General features: G+C 72.7%; 22 protein-coding genes and 3 pseudogenes. 15 read left to right on the top strand and 10 right to left on the bottom strand.

Features of this window, described 5'->3' with window-relative positions; genetic code table 11:
* Nucleotides 1–22: 22 nt before the first annotated feature.
* Nucleotides 23–1,348 (bottom strand): ABC transporter substrate-binding protein, encoded by a 1,326-nt coding sequence (locus tag AC067N_RS12795; protein WP_478678909.1) that lies wholly within the window; start codon nucleotides 1,346–1,348, stop codon nucleotides 23–25.
* Between the two features lie 128 nt (nucleotides 1,349–1,476).
* Between AC067N_RS12795 and AC067N_RS12790 the strand changes: the two genes are divergently transcribed.
* Entirely contained in the window at nucleotides 1,477–1,977 is a 501-nt protein-coding gene (locus tag AC067N_RS12790) for an SCO4402 family protein (protein WP_478678908.1), read from the top strand.
* Between the two features lie 67 nt (nucleotides 1,978–2,044).
* Complete coding sequence (gene purU / locus AC067N_RS12785; protein WP_478678907.1) at nucleotides 2,045–2,926, top strand: formyltetrahydrofolate deformylase; 882 nt, start codon at nucleotides 2,045–2,047, stop codon at nucleotides 2,924–2,926.
* Between the two features lie 88 nt (nucleotides 2,927–3,014).
* On the opposite strand, the gene AC067N_RS12780 is transcribed toward purU, so the two are convergent.
* Both AC067N_RS12780 and AC067N_RS12775 read right to left on the bottom strand, forming a co-directional pair.
* Nucleotides 3,015–4,355: a zf-HC2 domain-containing protein gene (locus tag AC067N_RS12780; protein WP_478679124.1), complete on the bottom strand. Its 1,341-nt coding sequence runs from the start codon at nucleotides 4,353–4,355 to the stop codon at nucleotides 3,015–3,017.
* Between the two features lie 554 nt (nucleotides 4,356–4,909).
* Nucleotides 4,910–5,491 (bottom strand): sigma-70 family RNA polymerase sigma factor, encoded by a 582-nt coding sequence (locus AC067N_RS12775; RefSeq protein ID WP_478678906.1) that lies wholly within the window; start codon nucleotides 5,489–5,491, stop codon nucleotides 4,910–4,912.
* A gap of 492 nt (nucleotides 5,492–5,983) precedes the next feature.
* Here AC067N_RS12775 and AC067N_RS12770 point away from each other — a divergent pair, with 492 nt between their 5' ends.
* Nucleotides 5,984–6,388, top strand: coding sequence for an STAS domain-containing protein (locus AC067N_RS12770; protein WP_478679123.1), 405 nt, complete (start codon nucleotides 5,984–5,986; stop codon nucleotides 6,386–6,388).
* A gap of 171 nt (nucleotides 6,389–6,559) precedes the next feature.
* The gene (locus AC067N_RS12765; RefSeq protein WP_478678905.1) at nucleotides 6,560–7,072 is read left to right on the top strand and encodes an EF-hand domain-containing protein; all 513 of its coding nucleotides are present in this window, start codon (nucleotides 6,560–6,562) and stop codon (nucleotides 7,070–7,072) included.
* A 49-nt stretch (nucleotides 7,073–7,121) separates the two neighbouring features.
* Here the strand turns inward: AC067N_RS12765 and AC067N_RS12760 are convergent, their stop codons facing one another.
* Nucleotides 7,122–8,618 carry a class I adenylate-forming enzyme family protein gene (locus tag AC067N_RS12760; protein ID WP_478678904.1) on the bottom strand — a complete coding sequence of 499 codons (1,497 nt, stop codon included), beginning with the start codon at nucleotides 8,616–8,618 and terminating at the stop codon, nucleotides 7,122–7,124.
* 154 nt (nucleotides 8,619–8,772) lie between these two features.
* Here AC067N_RS12760 and AC067N_RS12755 point away from each other — a divergent pair, with 154 nt between their 5' ends.
* From AC067N_RS12755 to AC067N_RS12740, 4 genes are all read left to right on the top strand, one after another.
* Entirely contained in the window at nucleotides 8,773–9,972 is a 1,200-nt protein-coding gene (locus tag AC067N_RS12755) for an amidohydrolase family protein (protein WP_478678903.1), read from the top strand.
* Between the two features lie 16 nt (nucleotides 9,973–9,988).
* Nucleotides 9,989–11,119, top strand: a complete 1,131-nt coding sequence (locus AC067N_RS12750) for an acyl-CoA dehydrogenase family protein (protein WP_478678902.1) — start codon at nucleotides 9,989–9,991, stop codon at nucleotides 11,117–11,119.
* A 195-nt stretch (nucleotides 11,120–11,314) separates the two neighbouring features.
* Nucleotides 11,315–12,199 (top strand): acyl-CoA dehydrogenase family protein, encoded by an 885-nt coding sequence (locus AC067N_RS12745; protein WP_478678901.1) that lies wholly within the window; start codon nucleotides 11,315–11,317, stop codon nucleotides 12,197–12,199.
* 504 nt (nucleotides 12,200–12,703) lie between these two features.
* Complete coding sequence (locus AC067N_RS12740; RefSeq protein ID WP_478678900.1) at nucleotides 12,704–13,231, top strand: ATP-binding protein; 528 nt, start codon at nucleotides 12,704–12,706, stop codon at nucleotides 13,229–13,231.
* Nucleotides 13,232–13,938: 707 nt separating this feature from the next.
* Here the strand turns inward: AC067N_RS12740 and AC067N_RS12735 are convergent.
* Nucleotides 13,939–14,871 carry a cyclase family protein gene (locus AC067N_RS12735; protein ID WP_478678899.1) on the bottom strand — a complete coding sequence of 311 codons (933 nt, stop codon included), beginning with the start codon at nucleotides 14,869–14,871 and terminating at the stop codon, nucleotides 13,939–13,941.
* A gap of 105 nt (nucleotides 14,872–14,976) precedes the next feature.
* Here AC067N_RS12735 and AC067N_RS12730 point away from each other — a divergent pair, with 105 nt between their 5' ends.
* From AC067N_RS12730 to AC067N_RS12715, 4 genes are all read left to right on the top strand, one after another.
* Nucleotides 14,977–15,897, top strand: a complete 921-nt coding sequence (locus AC067N_RS12730; protein WP_478678898.1) for an SDR family NAD(P)-dependent oxidoreductase — start codon at nucleotides 14,977–14,979, stop codon at nucleotides 15,895–15,897.
* Between the two features lie 459 nt (nucleotides 15,898–16,356).
* Nucleotides 16,357–17,496: an acyl-CoA dehydrogenase family protein gene (locus AC067N_RS12725; protein WP_478678897.1), complete on the top strand. Its 1,140-nt coding sequence runs from the start codon at nucleotides 16,357–16,359 to the stop codon at nucleotides 17,494–17,496.
* 58 nt (nucleotides 17,497–17,554) lie between these two features.
* Entirely contained in the window at nucleotides 17,555–18,604 is a 1,050-nt protein-coding gene (locus AC067N_RS12720) for a Zn-dependent alcohol dehydrogenase (RefSeq protein ID WP_478678896.1), read from the top strand.
* A 211-nt stretch (nucleotides 18,605–18,815) separates the two neighbouring features.
* Nucleotides 18,816–20,027 carry a glycosyltransferase gene (locus tag AC067N_RS12715; protein ID WP_478678895.1) on the top strand — a complete coding sequence of 404 codons (1,212 nt, stop codon included), beginning with the start codon at nucleotides 18,816–18,818 and terminating at the stop codon, nucleotides 20,025–20,027.
* Between the two features lie 31 nt (nucleotides 20,028–20,058).
* On the opposite strand, the pseudogene AC067N_RS12710 reads toward AC067N_RS12715, so the two are convergent.
* Together AC067N_RS12710 and AC067N_RS12705 are read right to left on the bottom strand one after the other, a co-directional pair.
* A pseudogene (locus tag AC067N_RS12710) lies at nucleotides 20,059–20,184 on the bottom strand (AraC family transcriptional regulator); the annotation flags it as partial.
* A 303-nt stretch (nucleotides 20,185–20,487) separates the two neighbouring features.
* Nucleotides 20,488–20,592: pseudogene (locus tag AC067N_RS12705) on the bottom strand (XRE family transcriptional regulator); the annotation flags it as partial.
* 2 nt (nucleotides 20,593–20,594) lie between these two features.
* Here AC067N_RS12705 and AC067N_RS12700 point away from each other — a divergent pair.
* The 3 genes and pseudogenes from AC067N_RS12700 to AC067N_RS12690 all read left to right on the top strand — a co-directional run bounded on the left by AC067N_RS12700 (nucleotide 20,595) and on the right by AC067N_RS12690 (nucleotide 21,964).
* Nucleotides 20,595–21,026 carry a class I SAM-dependent methyltransferase gene (locus AC067N_RS12700; protein ID WP_478678894.1) on the top strand — a complete coding sequence of 144 codons (432 nt, stop codon included), beginning with the start codon at nucleotides 20,595–20,597 and terminating at the stop codon, nucleotides 21,024–21,026.
* Between the two features lie 127 nt (nucleotides 21,027–21,153).
* A pseudogene (locus AC067N_RS12695) lies at nucleotides 21,154–21,309 on the top strand (MFS transporter); the annotation flags it as partial.
* A gap of 118 nt (nucleotides 21,310–21,427) precedes the next feature.
* Nucleotides 21,428–21,964, top strand: a complete 537-nt coding sequence (locus tag AC067N_RS12690; RefSeq protein WP_478678893.1) for a hypothetical protein — start codon at nucleotides 21,428–21,430, stop codon at nucleotides 21,962–21,964.
* A gap of 12 nt (nucleotides 21,965–21,976) precedes the next feature.
* Here the strand turns inward: AC067N_RS12690 and AC067N_RS12685 are convergent, their stop codons facing one another.
* The 3 genes from AC067N_RS12685 to AC067N_RS12675 all read right to left on the bottom strand — a co-directional run bounded on the left by AC067N_RS12685 (nucleotide 21,977) and on the right by AC067N_RS12675 (nucleotide 25,917).
* Nucleotides 21,977–22,630, bottom strand: a complete 654-nt coding sequence (locus AC067N_RS12685; RefSeq protein WP_478678892.1) for a flavin reductase family protein — start codon at nucleotides 22,628–22,630, stop codon at nucleotides 21,977–21,979.
* 148 nt (nucleotides 22,631–22,778) lie between these two features.
* Nucleotides 22,779–23,606, bottom strand: coding sequence for an enoyl-CoA hydratase/isomerase family protein (locus AC067N_RS12680; RefSeq protein ID WP_478678891.1), 828 nt, complete (start codon nucleotides 23,604–23,606; stop codon nucleotides 22,779–22,781).
* A gap of 58 nt (nucleotides 23,607–23,664) precedes the next feature.
* Complete coding sequence (locus AC067N_RS12675; RefSeq protein ID WP_478678890.1) at nucleotides 23,665–25,917, bottom strand: acetate--CoA ligase family protein; 2,253 nt, start codon at nucleotides 25,915–25,917, stop codon at nucleotides 23,665–23,667.
* Between the last annotated feature and the right edge of the window lie 261 nt (nucleotides 25,918–26,178).

The following is a 26,178-nucleotide window of genomic DNA, read 5'->3' as shown; positions in this document are numbered from 1 at the left end:
GGGGATCGGCTCCGCCGGCGGGTCACAGCTGCGCGTCGACGAGGGTCTGCTCCACGTTCACGAAGTCCTGCCGGGCGGCGACCAGCCGGCCCTTGCGGACGACCTGGAAGGTGACCTCGGGATTGATCAGCCGGGGGAAGCCGGCGGCGGCGATCAGGTCCTCGAAGCGCCAGGTCAGCGGAGGGGTCAGCCCGCCGGTGGTCACCTTCAGACCGTTGTCGAGGGCGTTGCGGATCGCCAGGGAGGTGACCTCGCCGTCGCCGATCTTCTCGATGACGGACCTCAGCACGGTGTACGCGATCCAGGTGGTCTGCACGCCCGGGTCCGCCGGGTCGATCCGGTTGTCGTCGAAGGCGTGCTCCCGGATCACCTTCTTCATCCGGTCCCAGCGCTTGTCGGTCTCGACCGGGTACCAGCCGGTGACGTACGTCCCCTCGTACGGTCCCGACCTGCCGCCGGTCGAGTCGATGAGGGACTGGTCGACGCTGCCGAGCACGGAGGCGGTGCGCACGGCGGGGTAGTCCTTGCGGTCACGCCGGAACGAGTCCATGAACGTGGAGGTGCGGTCGCCGAGCGCGGGCACCACGCACCCCGGCTTCGCCGGGTCGCCGGTGGCCCGCCGCAGCGCCTGCCGGGCGTGGTCCGAGTACTCGCTCGCGTCCTCGACGGCCAGCTGGTCCTCGGCCCCGCGGTGGCCCCCGGAGCGCAGCCCCGAGTTCAGCAGCAGCGGAAGCTGGTCCCCCGCTATGGAGTCGGGGCGTACGAGGGCCACCGGGCCGCAGGTGTTCGCGAGCTGCTCGCCGAGGCCGGCCATGAGCGCGGCCTGGCCGCCGTTGACCGGGTAGGACAGGGAGCTGGAGAACTCGTCGTCGGTGACGCCGTAACCGCCGATGTAGGGGATGCCGGCGGACTCCAGCGGGGAGAGGAAGGAGCGGCCGTGCTGGCTGTAGGAGCCGACGACCGCGACGGCGTCCTCCTTGGCCGCGCGGCGGGCGCACTTCGCGGCGCCCACCGTGTCGTTGTGGTCGTTGCAGGTGAGGATGCGCAGCTCACGCCCGTTGATCCCGCCCTGTGCGTTGACCCAGCGGGCGTATGCCTTGGCCATGGCCGGCATACCGGGCTTGTTGGTGGCGGCGGTCTTCTCCGGCGCCCAGGTCATTACGGTGATGGGGCCGTCCCCGGAACCCCCCGCGACGCCGGAGACGACCCCGCACCCGGTGGCGAGCGACGCACACAGCGCCAGCGCGGCGACTCTCAGGGAACCGGCCCGTTTCGTCCCGACACGGCGGAAACCGCCGGGGCGGATGAGTGGGGGACGGTCTGCTGGGGTGCGTCGCCTGCCGGTCATGGCTCCGCACGATTCCGTCACACGACCAACCCGGGCGTGACGATCGGTCAACGCGAGGTGACCGGGAGGTGAATTACGGGAAGCTACGATCGTATTTTCGAGGGAGTGCAGAGAGGAACGCGGGAGCGATGACCGTCCAAGGTATGGAGAACTCTTCCCGTCGTGGGCGTCGCTCATCCACCATGGGCGGCATGCCACTGAACGACATGCCTTGGTGGCGCTGGCGCAGCAATGTGCGCTCCGCGCTGCACATGCTCTCCGATCCGGTCTTCCAGCGGGACGTCTGGCTGGCCGGCGTCGACGGATACGGCGACGTCACCGACGCCGTGTACCGCCTGGTCGAGGACACCTGGCTGGACAACTGGTCCGCCGAGAAGTACGTGGGCGCGATCTTCCGTGACGCGCAGGAGGCGGCGCTCGTCGACACCGCCGTGCTGCGCGTACTGCGGATCATGCACCAGGTGGGGCCGGACGCACCCGTCTCCGCCTACCTCGACCACCCGGCCTGGCCCGAGGCGGTCCGCGCTGCCCGCGAGGCCCATGTGCGCCTGTCGATGAGCGACGGCGAGGACCCGGACACCCCGCCGCGCACGCTGGAGGTACTGCGGATCATGACGAGGGCCGCCTAGCCGGCAGGGCGGTCCGGTACCCGGGACGATTGCCTACACGGGTACGCCGTATGCGACCCTGTCGGGCATGAACGCGCAGCCCACCCGCACCGCGGCGCCCGCCGACCAGTACGTGCTCACCCTCTCCTGCCCCGACAAGCAGGGAATCGTGCACGCCGTGTCGAGCTACCTCTTCATGACCGGCTGCAACATCGAGGACAGCCAGCAGTTCGGTGACCATGACACGGGTCTGTTCTTCATGCGCGTCCACTTCTCGGCGGAGGCTCCGGTGAGCCTGGACAAGCTCCGGGCGAGCTTCGCGGCGATCGGCGACTCCTTCCACATGGACTGGCAGATCAACCGCGCCGAGGAGAAGATGCGCGTCGTCCTGATGGTCAGCAAGTTCGGGCACTGCCTGAACGACCTGCTGTTCCGGGCGCGGATCGGGGCCCTGCCGGTCGAGATCGCGGCGGTGGTGTCCAACCACACGGACTTCGCCGAGCTGGTGGCCTCGTACGACATCCCCTTCCACCACATCCCGGTCACCAAGGACACCAAGGCCGAGGCCGAGGCGCGGCTGCTGGAGATCGTCCGGCAGGAGAAGGTCGAGCTGGTGGTGCTCGCCCGGTACATGCAGGTGCTCTCGGACGACCTCTGCAAGCAGCTCAGCGGGCGGATCATCAACATCCACCACTCGTTCCTGCCGAGCTTCAAGGGCGCGAAGCCGTACCACCAGGCGCACGCGCGGGGTGTGAAGCTGATCGGGGCGACGGCGCACTATGTCACCGCCGACCTCGACGAAGGGCCGATCATCGAGCAGGAGGTCGAGCGGGTCGGCCACGGGGTGACCCCCGAGGAGCTCGTCGCGGTCGGGCGGGACGTGGAGTGCCAGGCGCTGGCGCGGGCCGTCAAGTGGCACGCCGAGCGCCGGATCCTGATGAACGGACGCCGGACCGTCGTCTTCGCGTAGGACGACGAGCCGCGGGACGACAGCGCGACGGGGCGACGGGACGACAGCGCGACGGGGCAGGGTCTCCGGCCGAGGGCGCCGGGCGCGGTCACATCCGGCTCAGGGACGCCGCTGCGAAGAGGACGTCCCGGATGGCGTCGCGGTCGCCCACCTGGCCGGCCGCGGCCTCCTCGGGCGCGACGTGGCCCGCGGCGAGCCGGCAGAACTCGGCGCCGTCGAGGGCGACGTGAGCGATCTCGTGCTCGGCCGAGCCGACCGCGCCGGGGGAGTCCAGCGGGATCAGCCACTCGCCGCCGCCGGAGCCCTCGATCTCCAGGCGGAGGCTGCGCCCGGGCGCGCCGACGGGCACGAGATGGCGGCCCGCCGCGGGTGACCGCGACGCCAGGCCGGTCCGCCGGCGCTCGGCCAGCACCAGGGGCAGCATCCGTGCCGCGAGGTCGATCATCCCGTGGAGATGACGGCCGGAGGGCGCCGTGTACGGGTAGTCCACCGCCTCCGCGATGTCCTCCGCATGGATCCAGCACTCGAACGCCCGGTCGAGCATCGCGTCCCGCAGCGGCAGCTCGAACGCGCCGTACGAGACGACGAGCCGTCCCGAGCCCGCGGAGCCGTCGGCGTCCTCGGGGCCGCCGCCCCGGAACGACGTCGTACGGACGATGTCATGGCTCTGCTCCCGCCACGGCCCGCGGATCGCACGGCCGGGCGGGACGTGCGAGGCCTTCCAGCACGCCTCGGTGCGCGCCTCGGGAGTACGGCTGTCCGACGCCGCCGCCAGGCGCTCCAGGGGGTCCGCCAGGCCCAGCGCGGTCGCCACGAGACCGTCGACGGTCAGCAGGTGCGCGATGACCCCGGCGACGGTCGTACGCCGGGTCACCGGGCCCTCGCCCTCGAACCAGCGGAGCCGTACGGGCGCGTGCCAGTCGGCCTCGTCGATGTCCTGGAGCAACGCGTCCAGCCGGGCCGTCTCAGCGTCGTACGGCGCCGCCCAGCCGGGCACGGGGACGCGGGGCGCACGGCGGTCCAGACAGCTGCGCAGGACCCGGGTGCGCAGCGACGGGTCGAGGTCGAGGCTCTCCGGCGGGTGCAGCAGACCCACGGCCTCCCGCAGCCGCCGCGCCTCGTCCGCGCAGCCGCCGCACACCCCGAGATGCTCCTCCACCGCCGCCGCCTCCTCGCCCGAGCACACGGCCAGGGCCCACGCCCCGAGCAGCGCCTTCAGCACCCGGTGCTCCAGCACGAGAGGGGCCGGGGAGTCCGGGGAGGCCGAGGGGGCGTGGGGTGTGGCCGATGACGGTTCGGGGGACGAGTCCGGCTCGTCGCGTGGTGGCGTCGGGTGCTCCTGGGGGAGAGCCGACGGGGGTGTTCGCCGCGGGGCGGGGTCCGGCAGGGGCAGTCCCGTGTCCTCCACGGAGGCCCGCGGAAGCGGTATCCGGGGCGGCCCGACCGGTGCGTCGCCGTTCCGGGGCTGACGGCGCCCGCCGGACGCGACCGGCCCACCGCCGCCGGCCCGAGGGGCGACGGCACCGCTCTCGGGCCCACCGCCGCCGCTGCCGTCGGTCTCCCGACCACACCGGTCGCTGTCCGGGCCACAGGCGCCACGCTCCGGCTCACCGCCGTCGCGCTCCGCTTCACCAGCACCGCCGCCGCTCGCCGTGGTGCCGCTCGCCGTGGTGCCACTCGCCGTGGTGCCACTCGTCGTGCCGCCGCCGGTGCCGCCGGTGCCGCCGGTTCCGTCGGCGCCGGTCCGCGGGCCGCACGTCCCCTCGGCTTCCCCGGCGGTCGCCCTCGTCGCCTCGTTGTTCTCCGGCTGCTCCGGACCCCTCCGGGTCTCCCGGGTCTCCCGGGTCTCCCGGGTCTCCCGGGTCTCCCGGGCCTTCGGGGCCTTCGGGGTCTCGGTCTCGTCGTCCGCCTTCCGCCCGGTCTGCCTCGCCACCGTGTCCTCCGGCTCTTCCCCGTACGCGCCGGAGGCGTTCGTTCCGTCGCTCACGCCGTGCCCCCGGGTTCGGGCGGGGTGCCGGAGGGGCGGGTGTCGTGGGCGGTGGCGAGCAGCTGGAGGCCGAGGCGGAGGCGGCGGCGCGCCTCGTCCTCGGTGACGCCCAGGTCGGCGGCGGTCCGCCGGTAGTCGCGGCGCTGGAAGTACGCCAGTTCGAGGGCGGCCCGCAGCGGCGTCGGCATGGCCTGCACTATGTAGTCCGCGCGGGCGGCGACCGACGCCTGGTGGACCTTGCGCTCCAGCTCCTCGGCGCTGCCCTCGCCGCCGCGGGCGAGCGCGGCGGTCCCGGTGGCGCGCAGCCGCTGCACGGCCAGCCGGTGGGTGAGCGCGGCGACCCAGGAGCGCAGGGGGCCCTGCTTGGGGTCGTACGCCTCCGGGTTCTCCCAGACCTGCACGAACACCTCGCGGGTGATGCCGTCGGCGGCCCGCTCGTCTCCCAGGACGCGGTGGGCGAGACCGTGCACGAGCGAAGCGAACCGGTCGTACAGCTCACCGAGCGCGGCCGCCTCGCCGTGCGTCAGCCGCTGTCGCATCCTGAGGTCCCAGCGGGGCGGTGCGTCCTGCGTCGCCATACGGCCCCCTCACCCTGCTCGTGTCTGCGCCGTTCCTGATCGCGGGCCCTTCCGTCCGGCCCCGGCCGGGCCGTCGCCCCGCACGCGTCCAGCCGGTGTGCACCGCGTTCTCGAATGTAGTCGGCACCGCTGATCACGCACGCCCCTTTATGGCAATGTGCGCCCCTCGCGAGGCCGAAGGTGGTAGGGACCTCCTCCGATGTACCGGTCAGGCCGCCCACTTGGGCGTCGGCCCGTCCTCCGGGCTCCGGTGCGGTGTTTCCGCAGCGCGAAACTGCCTACTCCGGACCGCACTTGTATGGATCTCAAGCACTTATTGATCGGTTCTCGATCACTAGTGACCGTACTCGATGCAAATCTCACCGAAAAGGTCCGTGAAATGGCTCGCTTGCCACGCGCCTTCGGCGCGGGACGGGTGTTTCATGGAACGACGGCGGGGCAGCCGCGCAGCAGGAAGCGGTGTATTCGCTTCCGGTTCGGCGACTGAGAGGCATCGCGGTGGAGTTCGAAGTGACCGACGGCGAGCAGGGTGAGTGGGCCGTGCTGCGGGTGTCGGGCGAGATGGATCTGGTGACCTCACCGGTGCTCCGTCAGCGGGTGCACGAGGCGGTGGCCGACGGGCGCCGCAGCCTCGTCCTCGACCTCTCGGGCGTCGTCTTCTGCGACTCCAGCGGGGTGGGCGTCCTCATCGCCACCCGCCGCCTCATGCGCTCCTGCCGCGGAAGGCTGCGGCTGATCCTCCCGCCCGACGGCCGGGCCGGCGGCCCGACGGAGGGCGCGCACGTCAACCGCGTCATGGCCGCCCTGGGTGTCCGCCGCCTCTTCGACGTCCACCCGGACGTCAGGTCGGCGGTGGCGCCGGAGCCCGAGGACGAGGCCGACGCCCTGTCGGCCTGACCGCACGCCGGGAGCCACACTGTTGTCCCGGAATTCCCGCAGTCTTGGTACAAGCGCCACTTTCGCGCTCCGCCCCGCCCGCAGACGTCGTACGCTCCGTCCGAGGAACCCGAAGAACACCGACAGGCACGGACAAGCATTCCACTCGACGTAAGGCGGGCCCGAGAGAACATGGTCAGCAGCGAGTACGAGCGCCGGATCGCCGCCCGGTTCGCCACCTTCGACCAGGACGGCAACGGCTGGATCGACCGCGAGGACTTCAGCGCGGCGGCGAAGGCGGTTCTCAACGAGTTCGGCACCCCCGCCCGCACGGACAGGGGCCAGGCCCTGTACGGCGGTGCGGAGGCGTTCTGGCAGGGCATGGCCGGGATAGCGGACCGGGACGGCGACCAGCGCATCACCCGGGACGAGTTCGTGAACGGCGCGGTCAAGCGGCTGCGCGACAACCCCGAGCGGTTCGCCGAGATCGCCCGCCCCTTCCTGCACGCGGCCCTCGCCGTCGCGGACGCCGACGCGGACGGCTCGGCCACGGTCGACGAGACCGCCCGCATCCTCAGAGCCCTCGGCGTCCCCGAGCACATCGCCACCGCCACCGCTGCCGCCCTCGACACCAACGCCGACGGCAAGGTGGACGAGGTGGAGGTCGTGACCGCGTTCGCCCGCTACTTCACCGTGCCCGAATGATCAGCGAAGGGGGCCGGTCCCGTTCGGTTCGTGACCCCTTCCGCCCGGTTCACGCATAGCGCTCGCGCAGCTTGTACTTGAGCACCTTCCGCAGGGTCTCGTTGCGCGGAAGGGCGTCCACCACCTCCACCTGCTCCGGCAGTTTGTGGACGGAGAGCCCTTCCGCGCGCAGATGGGCCGCCACCGCCGCCAGGGTCAGCGCCTCGGCCTCCGGCTGCTGTTCCACGACCGCGCAGACCCGTTCCCCGCGCTCGGCGTCCGGCAGCCCGATCACCGCCACGTCCCGCACGGCCGGGTGCCGGTGCAGCAGGTCCTCGATCTCCTTCGCGGAGATGTTCTCGCCCTTGCGGATGATGACGTCCTTCAGCCGCCCGGTCAGCACCAGATGACCGCTGTCCGTCAGCCGGCCCAGGTCGCCCGTCACGAAGAACCCGTCCGCGTCGAACGCCGCCGCCGACTGCTCCGGGTCCAGATACCCCTGGCAGACGGCCTCCCCCTTCAACCGCACCTCCCCGTCGACGATCCGTATCTCCATCCCCTCCGGAGGCCGCCCCTCCGTGGTCGCCAGGTTCTCCGCCGAGTCGTCCGGCGCCCCCATCGTGATCATCGGGACCTCGGTCATGCCGTAGCCGTGGGTCAGCTGCACGCCCATCTCCCGTACGACGGAGTGGTACAGCTCGGGCGGCTTCGGCGCGCCGCCGCCCGCGAGCAGCCGCAGCGAGGGGACGACCGGTACGCCCGGCTGCCTGCGCTGCTCGGCGAGGAACATCGAGTAGAACGCCGTCGACCCGCCCGCCACCGTCACCCCGTGCTTGCGGTAGTCCTCCAGCGCGGCCGGCAGCGCGAAGTGCTCGAACAGCACGGCCGGGAAGCCGTACAGCAGCAGCATCACCAGGTAGTCCAGGCCGCCTATGTGGGCGTAGGGGAAGGCGATCGAACCCACGTCGTCGGGGGTGAGCCGCAGCGCGTGGGCGAGGCAGGAGCCGCCCGCGATCAGGGAACGGTCCGTGTGGAGGACGCCCTTGGGGTCGGAGGTGGTGCCGGAGGTCCAGTAGATCCAGCGCACGGAGGTGCCGTCGGCCGGCGGCGCGGGCAGCACCGCCGGGTCGCCCTCCGGGAGGCCGCCGTACGCCTCGAAGACCCCCCGGGCCGCCAGCCGCCGGGCCATCCCGGTGTGGTCGAACCCCCGCCACTCGCCCGGCACCGCGAAGAACTCCGCCTTCGACTCCCGGAGCGCGAAGCCGACCTCGCGGTCCCGGTAGAAGGGGATGACCGGGGACTGCACGGCGCCGAGACGGGCCAGGGCGAAGGAGAGCAGGACCGTCTCGATCCTCGTGGGCAGCTGCCAGGCCACGACCGTGCCGGGGCGTACGCCCATGCCGTACAGCCCGGCCGCCACCCGTTCGGCCCGGGAACGCAGCTCGCCGAAGCCCAGGGTGCGGTCGTCCTGGAGGAGGACGGGCCGGTCGGGGGTGAGCGCGGCGCGGCGGTCGAGGAGTTCCCAGAGGGTGCGGGACGTGCCGAGCGCGTGGGCGGTTTCGTTCACAGCGGCCCCCTGCCTGGAGGACTCGTCCGAAGAGCTGACGAGCTGTCAGATGGTGGGCAGAGCGTAGGCCGGGGCGCCTTGTCGGTCCAGGGGTGTGCCACTAACCTGCTCGACAAGGATCTGACGGTCCATCAGATAACTGAGTGGGGGATCCATGACCGAACTGCCCCGCATCATCAGCGTCGACGACCATGTGATCGAGCCCGCACACCTCTTCGAGACCTGGCTGCCGCGGAAGTACCGGGAGCGCGGCCCCCAGCCGCTGACCGCGGGCATCGGCCGGCTCGCCTATGTCGCCGGGAAGTACCAGATCACGATGGACCCCGAGGGACAGCCGACCGACTGGTGGATCTACGAGGACCTGAAGTTCCCGTACAAGCGCAACATCGCCGCCGTCGGCTTCGACCGCGACGAGATGACCCTGGAGGGCATCACCCGCGAGGAGATGCGGCGCGGCTGCTGGGACCCCGAGGCCCGGCTGGCGGACATGGACCTCAACCACGTCGAGGCCTCCCTCTGCTTCCCCTCCTTCCCCCGCTTCTGCGGGCAGACCTTCGCCGAGGCCCACGACAAGGAGGTCGCCCTGGCCTGTGTGCGCGCCTACAACGACTGGATGGTCGAGGAGTGGTGCGGTGACAGCGGCGGCCGGCTGATCCCGCTGTGCCTGATCCCGCTGTGGGACATCGACCTCGCCGTCGCCGAGATCCGGCGCAACGCCGCCCGGGGCGTCCGCGCCGTCACCTTCTCCGAGATCCCCACCCACCTGGGGCTGCCCTCCATCCACTCCGGCTACTGGGACCCGTTCTTCGCGGTCTGCCAGGACACCGGCACGGTCGTCAACATGCACATCGGGTCCAGCTCCCAGATGCCGGCCGCCTCCCCCGACGCCCCGCCCGCCGTACAGGCCTCGCTCTCCTTCAACAACGCGATGGCCTCGATGATGGACTTCCTCTTCAGCGGCGTCCTGGTCCGTTTCCCCCGCCTCAAACTCGCCTACAGCGAGGGCCAGATGGGCTGGATTCCCTACGCTCTGGAACGCGCCGACGACGTGTGGGAGGAGCACCGGGCCTGGGGCGGCGTCCGCGATCTGATCCCCGAGCCGCCGTCGACGTACTACTACCGTCAGATGTTCTGCTGCTTCTTCCGCGACAAGCACGGCGTCGCCTCGCTGGACGTGGTCGGACGCGACAACGCGACCTTCGAGACCGACTACCCGCACGTCGACTCGACCTTCCCGCACACCAAGGAGGTCGCCCTCGACCATGTGAAGGGCCTCGACGACGAAACGGTCTACAAACTCATGCGCGGCAACGCGATCCGCATGCTCGACCTCGACCTCGACCTCGACAGGTGACGGGCGGCCCCCGGCCATGGATCTCGCGTACAGCCCGCAGGAGGAGGAGTTCCGGGCGCGACTGCGGCAGTGGCTGGCGAAGATCCTGCCCTCCCTGCCGCCGAAGCCGTCCCCCGACGACTGGCCCGCACGGCGCGCCTACGACCTCGGCTGGCAGCGGACGCTGTACGACGCCGGGTACGCCGACGTCCACTGGGACGCCTCCCCGACCGTACGGCTGATCTTCCTGGAGGAGACCGAGAAGGCCGGCGCCCCCTACGTCGGCGCCAACTTCGTCGGACTGCTGCACGCCGGACCCACCATCGCCGCCGAGGGCACGGCCGAGCAGCGGGCGCGCTGGCTGCCGCCCGTACTGCGCGGCGAGGAGGTCTGGTGCCAGGGCTTCAGCGAACCGGACGCCGGATCCGACCTCGCGGCGCTGCGCACACGCGCGTACCGCGACGGCGACGACTATGTGATCACCGGCTCCAAGATCTGGACCTCCCACGCCGAAGTCGCCGACTGGTGCGAGCTGCTGGTGCGGACCGACCCCTCGGCGCCCAAGCACCGGGGCATCTCCTGGCTGGCCATGCCCATGGACGCGCCCGGCGTGACCGTACGGCCGCTGCGCACACTCGCCGGCTCCACCGAGTTCGCCGAGGTCTTCCTCGACGAGGTCCGTGTGCCCGTCGCCAACCGGGTCGGCGCGGAGAACGACGGCTGGCGCGTGACCATGGTGACCCTGTCGTTCGAGCGGGGCACCGCCTTCGTGGGCGAAGTGGTCGCCTGCCGAAAGGTGTTGGGGGAGGTCGCACGGGAGGCGCGGTCGAACGGGCGCTGGGACGATCCGGGTGTCCGGGGACGGCTGGGGCGGCTGAACGCCGAGTTCCGGACGCTGTGGCGGCTCACCCAGTGGAACGTCAGCGAGGCGGAGTCCTCCGGAGGGGTGCCGGGGGTGGGGGGCTCGGTCTTCAAGCTGAGGTACTCGCGCGCTCGTCAGGACTTGTACGACGCGGCGGTGGAGGTGCTGGGGCCGGACGGGCTCGATCTCGGGCGGCCCTGGGTTCTCGATCGGCTCGGCTCGCTGTCGTACACGATCGCGGCGGGGACGTCGGAGATCCAGCGGAACATCGTGGGGGAGCGGATTCTGGGGCTGCCGAAGGGGTGAGGGACGGGTGGCCGTGGGGCGGCCGGGGCGCCTTCGGGGGTGGGGTGACCTGGTTGGTTCGCGGGTGCGGGTGGGACGTGGCTGGTCGCGCAGTTCCCCGCGCCCCTGGAAGGCGGGGGCTGCGCCCCGCTTCCGTTCGGCCCGGGGCCGAACCGGGCGCGCTGTCGTATTCGGCCGTGATGAGGGGCTCTTGGGATGCGGTTTCAACTCAGTCGGAGTCAGAGGGATTTGAAGCGTGGCGCCCGGGAGCTGCTCGATCGTCGGTTCGGCCGGGACGCCCTGCGGGGGACCGTCGACGCGCTGCGGCTCGATCGGGGGCTGTGGCGGGAGCTGGGTGCGGCCGGGTTCTTCTCGCTGCGGTTGCCGGAGGCGGAGGGCGGGGTGGGGCTGGGGCTGCCCGAGGCCGTGTTGGTGTTCGAGGAGGCGGGGCGCGCGCTACTGCCTGGGCCGCTGGTGGCCACGCACCTGGCGGCGGGAGAAGTCCCGGGGGCCGCCACCGGCGAGACCGTGGTGACCGCTGTCGGGGGCGGGGGCCTGGTGGAGTGGCTGGACGCGGCCGACGTGGTGACGGGGGACGCGGCAGGGGCGGTCGCGATGCGGTCCGTCGACCCGCTGACGCCGTTGCACCGGGTGCCGGCGGACTCCCGTACCGCCCGGCCGGGCGATGTCTTCGTGCTGCTCACCGCCGCCGAGCAGCTCGGCACGGCGGTGCGGGCGGGTGAGGCGGCCGTGCAACACGCCCGGACCCGGGAGCAGTTCGGGCGGCCGATCGGGGCGTTCCAGGCGGTCAAGCATCTCTGCGCCGAACTGCTGGTCCGGGTGGAGGTGGCGCGGGCGGCGGTCTACGCGGCGGCCGTCACCGCCGACCCGGTGGACATCGCGGCGGCCCGGCTGCTGGCCGACGAGGCGGCGGTGCGCGGAGCCCGCGACTGCCTCCAGGTCCACGGCGGTATGGGGTTCACCTGGGAGGCCGACGTACACCTGTGTCTGAAGCGGGCGTGGGTCCGGGCCGAACGTGTCGGGTCGGTGACGGACAGTGAGGAAGCGTTGGCGGGCGAACTGTTGGTCGAGGCGGGCTGACCGCGCTGACCAGGGCGACCGTGAAGTCCGTGGCGGCTTCGGGATTGAATGTCGCGGAACGTGGCATACCGGAATTACCGAGCGTTGATACCGGGTTGTGTCCTAGGTGTGACTTGTCACGGCCTGGAGTCGGAGTCGTACTCCGGTACCTTCTGGGGGATGCGAGTGGTTCCGAGGCGCGGCCGGCCCGGTGTTGCCCCTGTGGCAGCCCCGGAACCGGCGATGCCCGCCGCCCGTGAAATGGGCCGGATGCGCGTCACTCCGGTCTGTTCGACTCCTCGCGTTGAGCGTCGCACAGTATGCCCCAGGCGTACTCCTTCGCGCTGGAATATGCCCGAAGCGCTTGTTGAGGTGACTGTACGTCAACCATGCTGTCCAGTAAGGGAATCACGTTCCGTGACCCCGGTGCCGACGGCTGTGGAGTCGGCCGAGCAGAAGATGACCACGATCGTGGCCCCGGAGGGGCGTGCGGCGACGTGTCCGCCGGTTCGGATGGTGTGAGCGGTGCAGGTGCTTCAAGTGCAGCTGGAGATCCGGCCCGACCCCGCAGAAGTGGGTCGCGCCCGGAGATGGGCCCGTGCACGGCTCGCCGGGTCCGGGATAGGGGATGACGAGCCGCTGGGCGAGACGCTGATCCTGCTCGTCTCCGAGCTGGTCACCAACGCGGTCGTCCACACCGGTCGGCCGGCGGTACTGCGTCTGCTGCTGTCCGGGCTCCGTGACGGCTCCGTCGGCACGGTCCGTCTGGAGGTCGCCGACACCAGCGCGTGTCCGCCGACGCCCCGCCGCCCCGACGGCGACGAGACGGGCGGACGCGGCCTCGCACTCGTCGAGGGGCTCGCCGACCGATGGGGCTGGAGCCACGAGGGCATCGGCAAACGCATCTGGTGCGAACTGGACCGCGTCGCTCCCGCCACGTCCGGAACGACCGGCGCGGGCGGCGTCGCGGCCCCCGCCGTGTGCCCGTCGGGCCGCGCGGTCACGGGCGTGCCGGCGGTGGTGCGCGGCGGGTTGGCGTACGGGGCGGTCTGAGGGCTGTCGTCCAACCTCCCGTCTGCCCCGCGGGGTATGCGGCGAGCTGCGCGAGCGACCCCCGGCCCGGACGCGGCCGTCGCGCGCCACACCGCCGGGCCCGGACGCGGCCGTCGCGCGCCACGCCTCCCGAACCGGCGCGCGCCCGGCAGGCACTCCCGAATCGGTAGGCGCCCGCACCCCCGAACGGTAGGCGCCCGGCGGGCACCCCCGAATCGGTAGGCGCGGGGAGGCCCCCACTATCGGTGGGCGCCCCGGGACGTGTTCCCGAACCGGCGGGCGCCCGGCGCGCGCGTTCGCGTCGCATGCGCCTGCGCGTCGCGGCGCGGTACCGGCCCGCTCCGCTCGGGTGGTGGTCGAGTGCGCCGGTGGTGCTCCCGTGCGCGGATCCGGGACCCGGGCCCCGAGGCGCAAATCCCCGAACGGGTGTTGACGTGTCGTGTCCGTTTGATCACGCTTGGGGGCATCGATTCGCCGCGAGGGGACGACGAGGGTTTCGGTGACGGGAGCCCTCGACGAGCGTGGGTCGTGTTTCGGCGTCGGCTCCCGACTGGGCCCGGGAGCGGGGCGGGTGCGCCGAGGCCGGATGGCGGCGCGCGGTGCCGAGCTCGGGGCGGGCAGCAGCGCGCCGCCAGCTGGCCCACGAACCCGGCGGGCGCCCGCCGGGGGCGTCGGAGGCCAGGCCGGGACGGGGGCGGGGGTCGGGCTCACAGCACCGCCACCGGAGCCACCGGTGTCCCCGTACCGCCGACGAACGGTTCCGGCATCGCCGACAGCAGGAAGTCGAACCGCCCCGCTTGTCCACAGGCTGTGGACAACTCTTCCAGGTTCCAGTTCTGGCCCTGCGGCATCCCCATCTCGACCAGGTGCAGCGCGTGCACCGGGAGCCAGAGGCCCTCGATCTCCGGGGGGAAGATCTCGAAGGTCATCGTGTCGTTGGCGACGGCGGCGACATCCCGCGCGTGGAACCACTCCGGGGTGCGGATCGACAGCCCCGGCGACGGGAACGCGTACCCGTGCCTATCCCCCGCGAGATACGCCTGGACCTGCCCGGTGCGGACGAGGACGATGTCGCCCGCGCGGACCCGCACGCCCGCCGACTCCTCCGCCGCGGCCAGGTCCTCGGGCGTGACCGCGTGGCCGCCGGGCAGTCGTCCGGTGCCGAGGCCCAGGGCGCGCGGGATGTCGAGGAGCACACCGCGCGAGACGATGTGACGGGCCTTGTCGATGCCGGCGAACGCGGCCCCGGCGTGGGGTGTGATCGTGTCCGCCGGGCGGCCGTTGTAGAGGCGGCCCGAGTGGGAGACATGGGTGAGGGCGTCCCAGTGGGTGCCCGCCTGAAGGCCCATCGTCACGGCGTCGTCGCTGCACGCGACCGTGCCCGGCCCGAAGATCTCCTGGTTGATCTGCACCATGACGTGCAGCGGGTTGACCCGGCCGGGGATCATCCCCGTCTGGACGCCGTCCTGCTGGAGGGGCAGCGCGAGCGGGACGCGGCGCCCGGAACGTACCCCGCCGGCGGCCTCGCGGACCACCTCGTCGGTGATCAGGTTGAGCGTTCCGATCTCGTCGTCCGCGCCCCAACGCCCCCAGTTGTTCACGCGCTTGGCGATGTCGTGGAACTCCGTGGGCAGTGACATCGGCCCTCCCCGGGGCTTGTGCGGCCGTATCTGACGGGTCGTAGAATCGGCGTGCGAGCAGATCTAACGGTCCGTCAGAAACCGTGGTGAGGGGAAGGGGCCGGGGTGGGAAACTTCTTGGCAGGCAAGGTCGTCGCCGTCACGGGCGCGGGACGGGGGATCGGCCGCGCGGTCGCCCTCGCCGCGGCGGCGGAGGGCGCGCGGGTCGTCGTCAACGACTACGGCGTGTCCGTCGACGGCTCCGAACCGACCAGCTCCGTCGCCGAGACCGTCGTCAAGGAGATCGAGGCGGCCGGGGGCGAGGCAGTCGCCGTCGCCGACGACATCTCGACCATGGCCGGCGGGCAGCGGGTGGTGGACGCGGCGGTCGCCGCGTACGGGCGGATCGACGGGGTGGTGTGCGTCGCCGGGATCCTGCGGGAGCGGATGCTGTTCAACATGTCCGAGGAGGAGTGGGACCCGGTGGTCGCCACGCATCTGAAGGGCACGTTCACGGTGTTCCGGGCGGCGTCGGCGGTGATGCGGAAGCAGCGCGCCGGGACGTTGATCGGGTTCACCAGCGGCAACCACCAGGGGTCCGTCTCGCAGGCCAACTACAGCGCGGCCAAGGGCGGGATCATCTCGCTGGTGCGGAGCGCGGCGCTGGGGCTGCACCGGTACGGGGTGACCGCGAACGCGGTCGCGCCGGTCGCCCGGACGCGGATGTCCGCCGGGGTGCCGGTGGAGCTGACCGAGATCGGCGAGCCGGAGGACGTGGCGGCGTTCGTGGTCTACCTGCTGTCCGAGCGGGCTCGGGAGGAGGGGATCACCGGGCAGGTGTACACGGTGGCGGGGCCGAAGATCGCGGTCTGGGCCCAGCCGCGGGAGCTGCGCTCGGCCTGGGCGGAGGAGGGTTGGACCCCGCAGCGGATCGCCGAGGTGCTGCCGGCGGCGGTGGGAGTGGACCCGATGCCGATGCTGTCGCGGGTGGAGGAGATGGCGCGGGCCGCGGCGGCGGGGGAACGGCCCAATCAGGGCGCCTCATAGCCCGGGTGCGGGTTTGTTCGGCGGCCGCGGGTGGGTTGTGCTCTCTCGCGCGGTCCCCCCCCGCGCCCCTGAGGGGGTGGGGGTGCGGGTTGTTCGGTGGGTGCGGGTGGGGTGCGGCTGGTCGCGCGGTTCCCCGCGCCCCTTGGGCGGGCGGCGCCTGGTGGAGTAAGAGCTCCGAACAGAAGTGGAGTCCGATCGGCTCGCGGCGTCTGGTGCGTGCGATCGCAAGGCGCCGGAAGCTCCTTGTAGCGGGGCTACCAGGGGCTTTCGGCAACGCGGCGAGCGTGCGTGCCAGGCGTCGCGAGCCGGGCTCCACTTCTGTTCGGAGCTCTAAGCCGCCCTGATCAGCCGCGGCACTCCGTGTGCGCCGGTCAGCGGGATGCCGGCCGGGTTCGACGGCAGTGCCGGGGCGCGGGTGCGGCGGAAGTTTCGTGTGGTCGACCGGAGGCGGTGCGAGCGATGGAGTTCGGGCTCGGGGTGGAGGACACGGCGTTTCGGAGTGAGGCGCGGGCCTGGCTGTCCGCGCATGCCGGCTCCGCCGGGGACCGGCACGCGTGGGAGCGGACCCTCGGCGCGGCGGGGTGGATCGGACTCGGGTGGCCGGAGGGCGGGTACGGGAACCGGACGGCCACGCTCGTGCAGCAGGTCGTGTGGGCCGAGGAGTACGCGCGCGCCGCGGTGCCGCCCAGGTCGGGGCACATCGGGGAGAAGCTGCTCGCCCCCACCCTGATCGCCTTCGGGACGCGGGAGCAGAAGGAGCGGTTCCTGCCGCCGGTCGCACGCGGTGAGGAGCTGTGGTGCCAGGGCTACAGCGAACCCGGCGCCGGATCGGACCTCGCGGGCGTCCGCACCAGGGCCGAACGCAACGGCGACGGGACGTACACGGTCACCGGGCAGAAGATCTGGACCTCGCTCGCCCACGAGGCGGACTGGTGCTTCGTACTGGCGCGCACGGAGCCGGGGTCACGGCGGCACCACGGGCTGTCGTTCCTGCTCGTCCCCATGCGCCAGCCGGGCCGCGTCGAGGTGCGGCCGATCCGGCAGATGACCGGCACGAGCGAGTTCAACGAGGTGTTCTTCGACGGGGCGCGCGCGGAGCATGTCGTGGGCGGCGAGGGCAACGGGTGGCGGGTCGCCATGGGCCTGCTCGGCTTCGAGCGCGGAGTGTCGACGCTCGCCCAGCAGATCGGGTTCGCGGAGGAACTGCGTGACGTCGTACGGGCCGCCGTGGAGAGCGGCGCCGCCGACGACCCCGTCGTACGGGAGCGGCTCGTACGGCAGTGGGCCGAGCTGCGGGTGATGCGGTGGAACGCCCTGCGGACGCTGGGCGGTTCGGAGGAGCCGGGCGCGCCGAGCGTGGCCAAGCTGCTGTGGGGCCGGTGGCATCGACGGCTAGGGGAGCTGGCGATGGAGGTGCGGGGCGCGGGGGCGGCGGTGGGACCCGCCGAGTGGTCGGCGCGGGCACCGTACGAACTCGATCCGTTCCAGCACCTGTTCCTGTTCAGCCGGGCCGACACCATCTACGGCGGCTCGGACGAGGTGCAGCGCACGATCATCGCCGAGCGGGTGCTCGGCCTGCCGAGGGAACCGAGGGGTTGAGGGCCGTGACGATCTTGCGGGTGGCCGGCCGGCCGACGGCGTGGCGGGAGGTGCCGGCATGAGAGGCGTCGTGTTCGACGGGAAGCGGGCCGAGGTCGTCGACGATCTCGACGTGCGGGAACCGGGACCCGGCGAGGTCCGGGTGGCGGTGGCGGCGGCCGGGCTCTGTCACAGCGATCTGTCGGTGGTGGACGGGACGATCCCGTTCCCGGCGCCGGTGGTGCTCGGGCACGAGGGCGCGGGCGTCGTCGAGGCGGTGGGCGCGGGTGTCACCCATGTCCGGCCCGGCGACCATGTGGCGCTGTCCACCCTCGCCAACTGCGGGACCTGCGCCGACTGCGACCGGGGGCGGCCCACCATGTGCCGTCGCGCCATCGGCCGCCCGGAGCGGCCGTTCACGCGCGGCGGGGAACCGGTGTTCCAGTTCGCCGCCAACTCCGCCTTCGCCGAGCGGACGGTGGTCAAGGCCGTGCAGGCCGTGCGGATTCCGCGGGACGTTCCCCTGCCGTCCGCCGCGTTGATCGGATGCGGCGTGCTGACCGGGGTCGGCGCGGTCCTCAACCGGGCGCGCGTCGACCGGGGCGAGAGCGTGCTCGTCATCGGGGCGGGTGGCATCGGGCTCAACGTCATCCAGGGGGCGCGCATCGCGGGCGCCGCGCGGATCGTCGCCGTCGACGCCAACCCGGACAAGGAGGCCCTGGCCCGGCAGTTCGGCGCCACGCACTTCCTCACCTCCGCGGAGGGCGTACGGGAGGTCGCGCCGACCGGAGTCGACCACGCCTTCGAGTGCGTCGGCCGCGTCGACCTCATCCGCCAGGCGATCGACCTGCTGGACCGGCGGGGGCAGGCGGTGCTGCTGGGCGTACCGGCGGCGACGGCCGAGGCGTCCTTCCGGGTCTCCTCCCTCTACCTGGACAAGTCGATCCTGGGCTGCCGCTACGGGTCGTCCCGCCCCCAGCGGGACATCGCGCTCTACGCCGAGCTGTACCGCGAACGGCGCCTGCTGCTCGACGAGTTGGTGACCGCGACCTATCCGGTGGAGGACTTCCCGAAGGCGGCCCAGGACGCGGCGGAGGGGAGGGTCGCGCGGGCGGTGCTCACGTTCTGAGCGCCGGGCGGGAGCGAGGGCTCGCGGCCGGCCGGCCGGCTCGGCGCGGTTCGGTGCGGCGCGGCGCGGCGCAAAACAAAAGGGCAAGGAGGTCACCGACTCCTTGCCACTCTCAACTTATAGCGCACGGTGGGTCTTGCCACAAGGGCCCGGTCGTACCGCAGAATCACCGGCCTGAGCGGAAATCCGCAGGAGATCGGGGAGTGGTGAGGTGCGCGTTGTGCTGTCGACCTACGGGTCGCGCGGGGACGTCCAGCCGATGGCCGGACTCGCGGCACGGTTGAGGGAGTCGGGCGCCGAGGTGCGGGTGTGCGGCCCGGCGGACGAGGAGTTCGGAAAGCTGCTCGCCGGGATCGGCGTGGAGATGGTGCCGTACGGGCCGTCGGCGCGGGCGCTGACGAAGGCGGCGCCGCCCGCGTCGTCCCTCCCCGAGCGTGCCGCACAGGTGATCGCCAGTCAGTTCGAGGTGATCACCGCGGCCGCGGAGGGCTGGGACGTCCTGGTGGCGACCGGCATGATGCCGGCCATGGCCGGTGCGCGCTCGGTGGCCGAGAAGCTCGGCATCCCCTCGGTGCCGGTGACCTTCCAGCAGCTCACGCTGCCGTCGCCGGACCGTCCCCCGCTGGCTTACCCCGGCCGACCGCTGCCCGCGGACGTGACCGACAACCGGGTGCTGTGGGACCTCGACGCCCAGGCCGTCGAAGCGCTCTTCGGGGAGGCGCTCAACGGCAACCGGGCCGCGGCCGGGCTGCCCCCGGTCGACGGCGTCCGTGACTACGTCGTCGGCGACCGGCCCTGGCTGGCGACGGACCCGGTCCTCGACCCGCCGCGGACGATGCCGGACTTCGACGTCGTCCAGACCGGCGCGTGGTTCCTGCCCGACGAACGCCCCCTGCCGGACGGGCTGTCGGCGTTCCTGGACGCCGGCGAACCACCGGTCTACGTGGGCTTCGGCAGCATGCCCATGCACGCCTCGGCGGACGTCGCCCGCGTCGCCGTCGACGCGGTGCGGGCGCAGGGCCGCCGGGTGCTCGTGGGGCGCGGCTGGGCCGATCTGGCCCTGCTCGACGAGCGGGACGACTGCCTCGCCGTCGGCGAGGTCAACCACCAGGCGCTGTTCGGCCGGGTGGCCGCCGTCGTGCACCACGGCGGCGCCGGCACCACGACCACGGCCGCCCGGTCCGGTGCGCCCCAGGTCGTCGTACCGCAGCTGGCGGACCAGCCGTACTGGGCGGGCCGGGTGGCCGCCCTCGGTATCGGTGCGGCCCACGACGGCCCCACCCCGACCTACGCGTCCCTGTCGGCCGCGCTGGAGGTGGCGCTCGCCCCGGAGACCGGGGAGCGGGCGAGTGCGGTCGCCGCCACGGTCCGCACCGACGGGACGACCGTGGCCGCCGAGCTGCTGCTCGACGGGGCCTGCTGAGGGCGGCCGGGCGCCGCCGCGGGGCCTGCGGTCAGGGCTGCTGCGGGAGGGCCGCGGCTGTCGCTCCGCCCGAGCGGAACGTACGGCGGTACGCGGTCGGCGTCACGCCCAGGGCTCCTTGCAGGTGCCGGCGCATCGACTGGGCCGTGCCGAGACCGCGGCCGACGGTGACGGGCACCGGGCCCGGCGGCCGGCCCGGTGCCCGTCACGGTGGCTGTCGGCGGCATGACCCAGAGAGCCGACGACGCGCCCGCGCTCGCCCGTAGCGCCGCCGATCAGCAGCCCCACGCATCCCGTCGCGCGCCGGGGCGCTCCCGTGTGCACCGCGCCTGGTTCGTCGCCGCCGTCACCTTCGTGACGATCATCGGAGCGCGTACCTGCCGTTTTCGAACCGGCCGGGGCGGATTCGGTGGCCAGGCGCCCACACGGGGCGGCTCCCGCAGGGGAGCGCCCCGATCCCTCACTGCGGTGTGGTCGAGTACCGCTCGATGCTCGCGCGGCCTGTCGACCGGTCGAGTAGGCGTAGCTCCCACGGGCCCGTGTTCACATCGAAGTCCTTGCCGAACCGTGACGCTTGGCGCGACAGGTCAAGGGGTGGACATCGCCCCCGCCCGCGAGGCGGTCGCACGGGAGCGCTGGGGTGATCTGCCGGGCATCGCGTTCCGTACGGCGGAGGCGACGGCGTTCCTGAGCGAGACGGACGAGACGTTCGATGTCGTGCTCTCGATCTTTGGTGCTGTGTGGTTCGTCGATCCGGACACTCTGTTCCCGCTGATTCGCTCGCGTATGGCGCCGGGTGGAATCCTGGCCTTCTCGCATTTGCCTCCAGGCAGTCAGGGGCCCAAGCCTGCCAGAGCCGGACTGCGGCACGACCGCACCCCGGATGAGTGGGGGCGCATCCTGGCGGGGCACGGCTTCTCCGGCGTGTGTGTGTCTCTGATCGATCCGCCGGAGGGCAGGGCCGTGGGCACGATGCTCGTCCGTGCCCTGGTGGCCTGACCCTGTGGCTGAGTGCCTGTGTCAGGAGATCCCGGCCTTCTGGCAGACGGAGCGAACCGCCATAGCGCTCCACGTCGCGGCTCTGCGCGGGGGCAGGCCCTCAGTGTCGAGCTGCCTGCCGATGGCCGGCTGGGTCCTCGCCTCCCACCAGGTCGGCGCCGCCCTCGTCTGGTACGCCTCCGGGGCGCTGTGCGCGGTGGCGGCGCTGATGGCGCTGGTGATCCGGCGCCGACGGCCGACCGCGACCGCGGGCGGCGGGAGCGTGGCGGTGGCGGGAGCCTGACGTACGGCGGTTCCGGGACGGGGCGGGGCCGGGATGCGGCGGTTCCGGGGTGGGGCGGGCGCAACCGTTCCGTGCCGGGCACACTCCCTATAGATGGGGAGGGGTGCTGGTGGTGTCCATGGCGAGGACGGAGGCGACGGGCGAGGGCGTGGCCCCCGGGGGCGCCGAGCCCTCGGCGGTGTCCATGGCCGTGCTCGGTGTCGAGGGTGCGCTGGTGTGTGCCGTGCTGTTCGTGGTCGCGCTCGGCGCTCAGGCGGGGCCCGGGGGCGGGGAGCCGTTCGCGGCTCTCGCGGTCGTTCCGCTGATGGCCGTGGTGATCCTCTTCGCCGGTGGTGTGCTGACCGCGGCGTACGTCGTCCCGGCCGTGCGCGTCGCCCACTGGACCGCGCGGGAGCTGACCGGACGGACCGCCTGGTGGTGGATCCCGCCCTCCTGCACCCTGTGGGTGCTCCCGGCCCTGGCCGTCCCGTCCTGGCAGCTCGCGGGCCTCGCGCTCTACGCCGTGGCCCTGCCCCCGGCCCTGGCGGTGCACTTCACCGTCGTACGCGCCCACGCGGGCCGGCCGGTACAGCCCTGCGCGGCGATCCTCACATGGGGTGCGCTGGCCGCCGGGTGTGTGGTGATCGGCGGCGGGGCGGTCGTGGCGGTGGGCTGAGGCCGCGAGGCTTCAGTCGGTGGTGAAGCCGCCGAAGCGGCCCCGGTGGAACAGCAGCGGCTCGCCCGCTCCGTCCCGTTCGGCGGCCGTGCCCAGCGCCTCCACCTTGCCCACCACGATCAGATGGTCCCCTCCGGGGTGCACGGCGTGGATCGTGCAGTCGATCCAGGCGGCGGCGCCGGCGAGGCGGGGCGAGCCGGTGACGGGGGCCGGGTCGTGGGCGACTCCGGCGAACTTGTCCGAGCCGCTCACCGCGAAGCGACGGCACAACTCGCCCTGGCCGGCGCCGAGTACGTTCACGCAGAAGACGCCCGCGAGGGCGATGCGGGGCCATGTCGTCGACGTACGGCCGACCATGAAGACGACGAGGGGCGGGTCCAGGGAGAGCGAGGAGAAGGACTGGCAGGCGAAGCCGGCGGGGCGGGCCTGCCCGGGGTCCGGGGCGGTGTCGGGTGCCGGCGGGGCGGTGATCACCGTCACGCCCGTCGCGAAGCTTCCCAGGACGCGGCGGAACTCCGCCTGGTCGACCGGCGCCCGCTCGTCCTCGCGGACACAGCGCAGTTCGGGGCGGGGCAGTGCGTCGACCGGGTGCGTCGGCGTGGCCGCACGCGTCCGGTCGGACCGTAGATATCGGACGGCGGCCGCCGCCATTCCCGCATGTCCCATCACAGCACCCATTGAAACTGACGGATCGTCAGAAGTGAAGGGTCGTGCCGGTCGCCGGTCGCCGGTCGCCGGTCGCCGGTCGCTTGTTGCCGGTTGCCGGTTGCCGGTTGCCGGTCGGCGGTCGGTCCGGCGGCCTCGGGCCGGGTGCTCAGCGGCCCTCGAACCGTGGCGCGCGGCGTTCGGTGAAGCTCGCGAGGCCCTCCCGGGCGTCCGCCGTCGTCATGTTGATCTCCTGGGCGGCGGCCTCGGCGGCGAAGGCGCCGGCGCGGTCGGTGTCCAGGGAGGTGTTGACCAGGTGCTTGGTCAGCGCCAGGGCCCGGGTCGGGCCGTTGGCGAGGCGTTCCGCCCACTCGCGGGCGGTCTTCTCCAGGTCGGCGGCAGGGACGACCCGGTTGACCAGTCCGAGGCGTTCCGCGTCGGCGGCGGACAGGGCGTCGCCGAAGAACATCAGCTCCTTCGCGCGCTGCGGGCCGACCAGCCGCGACAGGAGGTAGGCGCCGCCGCCGTCGGGGACCAGGCCGCGGCGGACGAACACCTCGATGAAACGGGCCTCTTCGGCCGCCAGGACCAGATCGCAGGCGAGGGCCAGGTGCGCGCCGATGCCGGCCGCGGTGCCGTTCACCGCAGCGAGCACCGGTTTCTCGCAGTCGAGCACGGCCGCGACGAGGCGCTGGGCACCGAGGCGGATGGTGCGGGCGACATCGCCGGCCACCCGTTCCGCGGGGCGGGCCGCCGAGCCGCGCAGGTCGGCGCCCGCGCAGAAGCCGCGGCCGGTCGCGGTGATCACGACCGCTCGTACGGCCGGGTCCGCGGAGGCCTCCGTGAGCAGCTGGATGAGGTGTTCCCGCTGGTCGGGGGTGAGGGCGTTCATCGCCTCGGGGCGGTTGAGGGTGATCCACGAGACGGCGTTGTCAGTGGTGTGCCGTATCAATGAGTCACGGGACTTTTCGGGAGGTTCGAGGGGGGAGTGGGACATGTGGTTGCTCCACTTGTTACGGGGTGTGATGGCTTTGTCCGGTGTGCGGTGGTGGCGCTCAGCGGCAGACCGCGAGCGCGTCCAGGGCCACGGCGCCCTGCCCCCTCGGCAGCACCATCAGCGGGTTGATGTCCAGCTCCGCGATCTCGTCCCCGAGTTCCAGCGCCATCCGCTGCACACGGAGGACGACCTCGACGAGGGCGTCGACATCGGACGGGGGCGCCCCCCGTACGCCGTCCAGCAGGGCCCGGCCGCGCAGTTCGGCGAGCATGGCGCGGGCCTGGTCCTCCCCGAAGGGCGGCACGCGGACGGCGGCGTCGCGGAGCACCTCGACGAGGACACCGCCGAGCCCGACCGTCACCGTCGGCCCGAAGAGCTCGTCGTGCGTGACGCCCACGACCATCTCCACGCCCCGCTCGACCATCTGGCAGACGAGCACCCCGTCGAGCGGCACGTCCTCGTAGCGGGCGATGTCGGTGAGCTCCCGATAGGCGTCGCGGATCTGGCTGGCGGAGGTCAGCCCGACCTTCACCAGGCCCAGTTCCGTCTTGTGGGCGATCCGCGCCCCGGACGCCTTCATCACCACCGGGTAGCCGACGAGGCTCGCCGCGCGCACGGCCGCCGCCGCGCTGGTCACCAGCTGCTCGCGCGGCACCCGTATCCCGTAGGCGCGCAGCAGTTGCTTGGCCGCGTGCTCGCTCAGCTGCTGCCCCGGCCGCATCAGCGCCCGGGCCTTGCGGAAGGAGGGCGACGGGGAGCGCGGTGCCTCGTCGAAGGGGGAGCGGTAGGCGGTGGTGAAGCGGGCGTGGTCGAGGTGGGCGCGGACGGCCGTGATGCAGTTGGCGAAGGTACGGAAGGTGGCCACCTTCGACGACCCGAGCAGGGTCTCGCGGTAGGCGTCCTCGGTGCCCACCGGGGACCCCCACACCACGCACACCAGCTTGTCGGTGCGCTCGGCGGCGTCCACCAGGTCCCGGGCGAGCTTGTCGCTCATCGGCGGGAAGGGGCCGGTGATGGGGCAGATCAGCACCCCGACCGCCGGGTCGTCGAGGATCGCGTCGAGGATGCGGGGGCCGCGCCAGTCGCCCACCGGGTGCCCGCCGTTGTCGACCGGGTTGGCCACGTTCAGATAGCGGGGGATCCACTGGTGCAGCTCGGCCTGCTTGGCCTCCGACAGCGTCGGCAGGCGCAGTCCGGCCTCCGTCGCCAGATCGGCGAAGTGCGCGCCCGTGCCGCCCGAGATCGAATAGACGACGACACCGTCGGCCACCGGGCGTGCCGGCACCTGCGCGCTCGGGCGCCGCGCCCGCGCCAACAGGGCCGCCGTGTCCTGGAGTTCGTCCAGACCGTCCACGCGGATCACGCCGTACTGCCGCATCGCCGCGTCGACCACGGCGTCCGCGCCGGTCAGCTTGCCGGTGTGGGTGGCGGCGGTGCGGGCGCCGGCCTCGGTGCGGCCGACCTTCACGGCGACGACGGGCACCCCGCGCCGGGCGGCCCGGTCGGCGGCGAGGAGAAAGGAGCGGCCGTCCTTGAGGCCCTCGATGTAGCAGGCGATGGCGCCCACCTCGGGGCGCTCGGCGAAGTAGGAGATGAAGTCGGCGGTCTCCAGATCGGCCTCGTTGCCGGTGGGGGCCCAGTGGGAGAGGCGGATGCCGAGTTCCTGGAGGGAGAAGACCGGGCGGCCCTGGTGCCCTGACTGGGTGATCAGCGCGATCGCGGGGCCGTCCAGGTCGTCGCGGAAACGTTCGAACGCGTTGAGGTTGGTGTTCGGGCCGAGCAGCCGCAGACCTCCGGAACGGGCGACGGCGGCCGCCAGCCGCTCCTGCGCGGCCGCGCCCTCCTCGCCGGTCTCCGCGAAGCCGGAGGCGAAGGCGACCGCGAACTTCACCTTGGCCTCGGCGAGTTCGTCGATCAGGGGGAGCGGGTCGGAGACGAGCAGTACGGCGAGATCGACCTGTTCGGGCAGGTCGGCGACGGAGCGGGAGCAGGGGAGGCCGAAGACGGACTGCCGGGTGGGGTGCACGGGGTGCAGCCGGGCGCCGACCCGTTCGGCCCAGGCGAGCAGTTGCCGGGTGATACCGGTGTTGGGCCGGCCCTCCGCGTCCGAGGCGCCCACCACGGCCACGGACTCGGGGCGGAAGAACCGGTCCAGATCGGGGACGGCGGCGTGCAGCGGGCGCCCGCTCACATCGAGGTCCCCGGCCTCGGCCGGTCTGCCGTGCACGATCTGCTGGGAGTGCTCGCCGCAGGCGATGGCCCGGGTCCGGCGGGAGTCGGTGGTGAGGGTGCCGTGGGTTGATCCAAGCATCGGTCCGCCCGCTCCTGTGTGACAGCCAATTCACTGACGTAACGCGATCACGTGCTACTCGCCTAACTGACACAGCGTCAGATTTCAGACTACTTAACTGACGCGGAGTCAGGAATGGGTGTGCGCGCAAAGTTACGCGGCGGTACGGGAGTTGTACCCGCAGAGGGCAGCGGTCAGACGTATACGGCTTGGGCGGCGGTCCACCCGCACCCCCGCACCCGCACCCCCGCGTCCGGACCCCCGAGGTCGAGGGCGACAACG

The sequence above is a fragment of the Streptomyces sp. NPDC042364 genome, from assembly GCF_056437585.1.
This window is presented reverse-complemented; position numbering and strand designations above follow the sequence as displayed.

Bases quoted from the DNA above. Each gene is read 5' to 3' on its own strand.
- AC067N_RS12795 (WP_478678909.1), bottom strand. From the start codon at position 1,348: ATGACCGGCAGGCGACGCACCCCAGCAGACCGTCCCCCACTCATCCGC.
- AC067N_RS12790 (WP_478678908.1), top strand. From the start codon at position 1,477: ATGACCGTCCAAGGTATGGAGAACTCTTCCCGTCGTGGGCGTCGCTCA.
- purU (WP_478678907.1), top strand. From the start codon at position 2,045: ATGAACGCGCAGCCCACCCGCACCGCGGCGCCCGCCGACCAGTACGTG.
- AC067N_RS12775 (WP_478678906.1), bottom strand. From the start codon at position 5,491: ATGGCGACGCAGGACGCACCGCCCCGCTGGGACCTCAGGATGCGACAG.
- AC067N_RS12765 (WP_478678905.1), top strand. From the start codon at position 6,560: ATGGTCAGCAGCGAGTACGAGCGCCGGATCGCCGCCCGGTTCGCCACC.
- AC067N_RS12755 (WP_478678903.1), top strand. From the start codon at position 8,773: ATGACCGAACTGCCCCGCATCATCAGCGTCGACGACCATGTGATCGAG.
- AC067N_RS12750 (WP_478678902.1), top strand. From the start codon at position 9,989: ATGGATCTCGCGTACAGCCCGCAGGAGGAGGAGTTCCGGGCGCGACTG.
- AC067N_RS12745 (WP_478678901.1), top strand. From the start codon at position 11,315: ATGCGGTTTCAACTCAGTCGGAGTCAGAGGGATTTGAAGCGTGGCGCC.
- AC067N_RS12735 (WP_478678899.1), bottom strand. From the start codon at position 14,871: ATGTCACTGCCCACGGAGTTCCACGACATCGCCAAGCGCGTGAACAAC.
- AC067N_RS12725 (WP_478678897.1), top strand. From the start codon at position 16,357: ATGGAGTTCGGGCTCGGGGTGGAGGACACGGCGTTTCGGAGTGAGGCG.
- AC067N_RS12720 (WP_478678896.1), top strand. From the start codon at position 17,555: ATGAGAGGCGTCGTGTTCGACGGGAAGCGGGCCGAGGTCGTCGACGAT.
- AC067N_RS12690 (WP_478678893.1), top strand. From the start codon at position 21,428: ATGGCGAGGACGGAGGCGACGGGCGAGGGCGTGGCCCCCGGGGGCGCC.
- AC067N_RS12685 (WP_478678892.1), bottom strand. From the start codon at position 22,630: ATGGGACATGCGGGAATGGCGGCGGCCGCCGTCCGATATCTACGGTCC.
- AC067N_RS12680 (WP_478678891.1), bottom strand. From the start codon at position 23,606: ATGTCCCACTCCCCCCTCGAACCTCCCGAAAAGTCCCGTGACTCATTG.
- AC067N_RS12675 (WP_478678890.1), bottom strand. From the start codon at position 25,917: ATGCTTGGATCAACCCACGGCACCCTCACCACCGACTCCCGCCGGACC.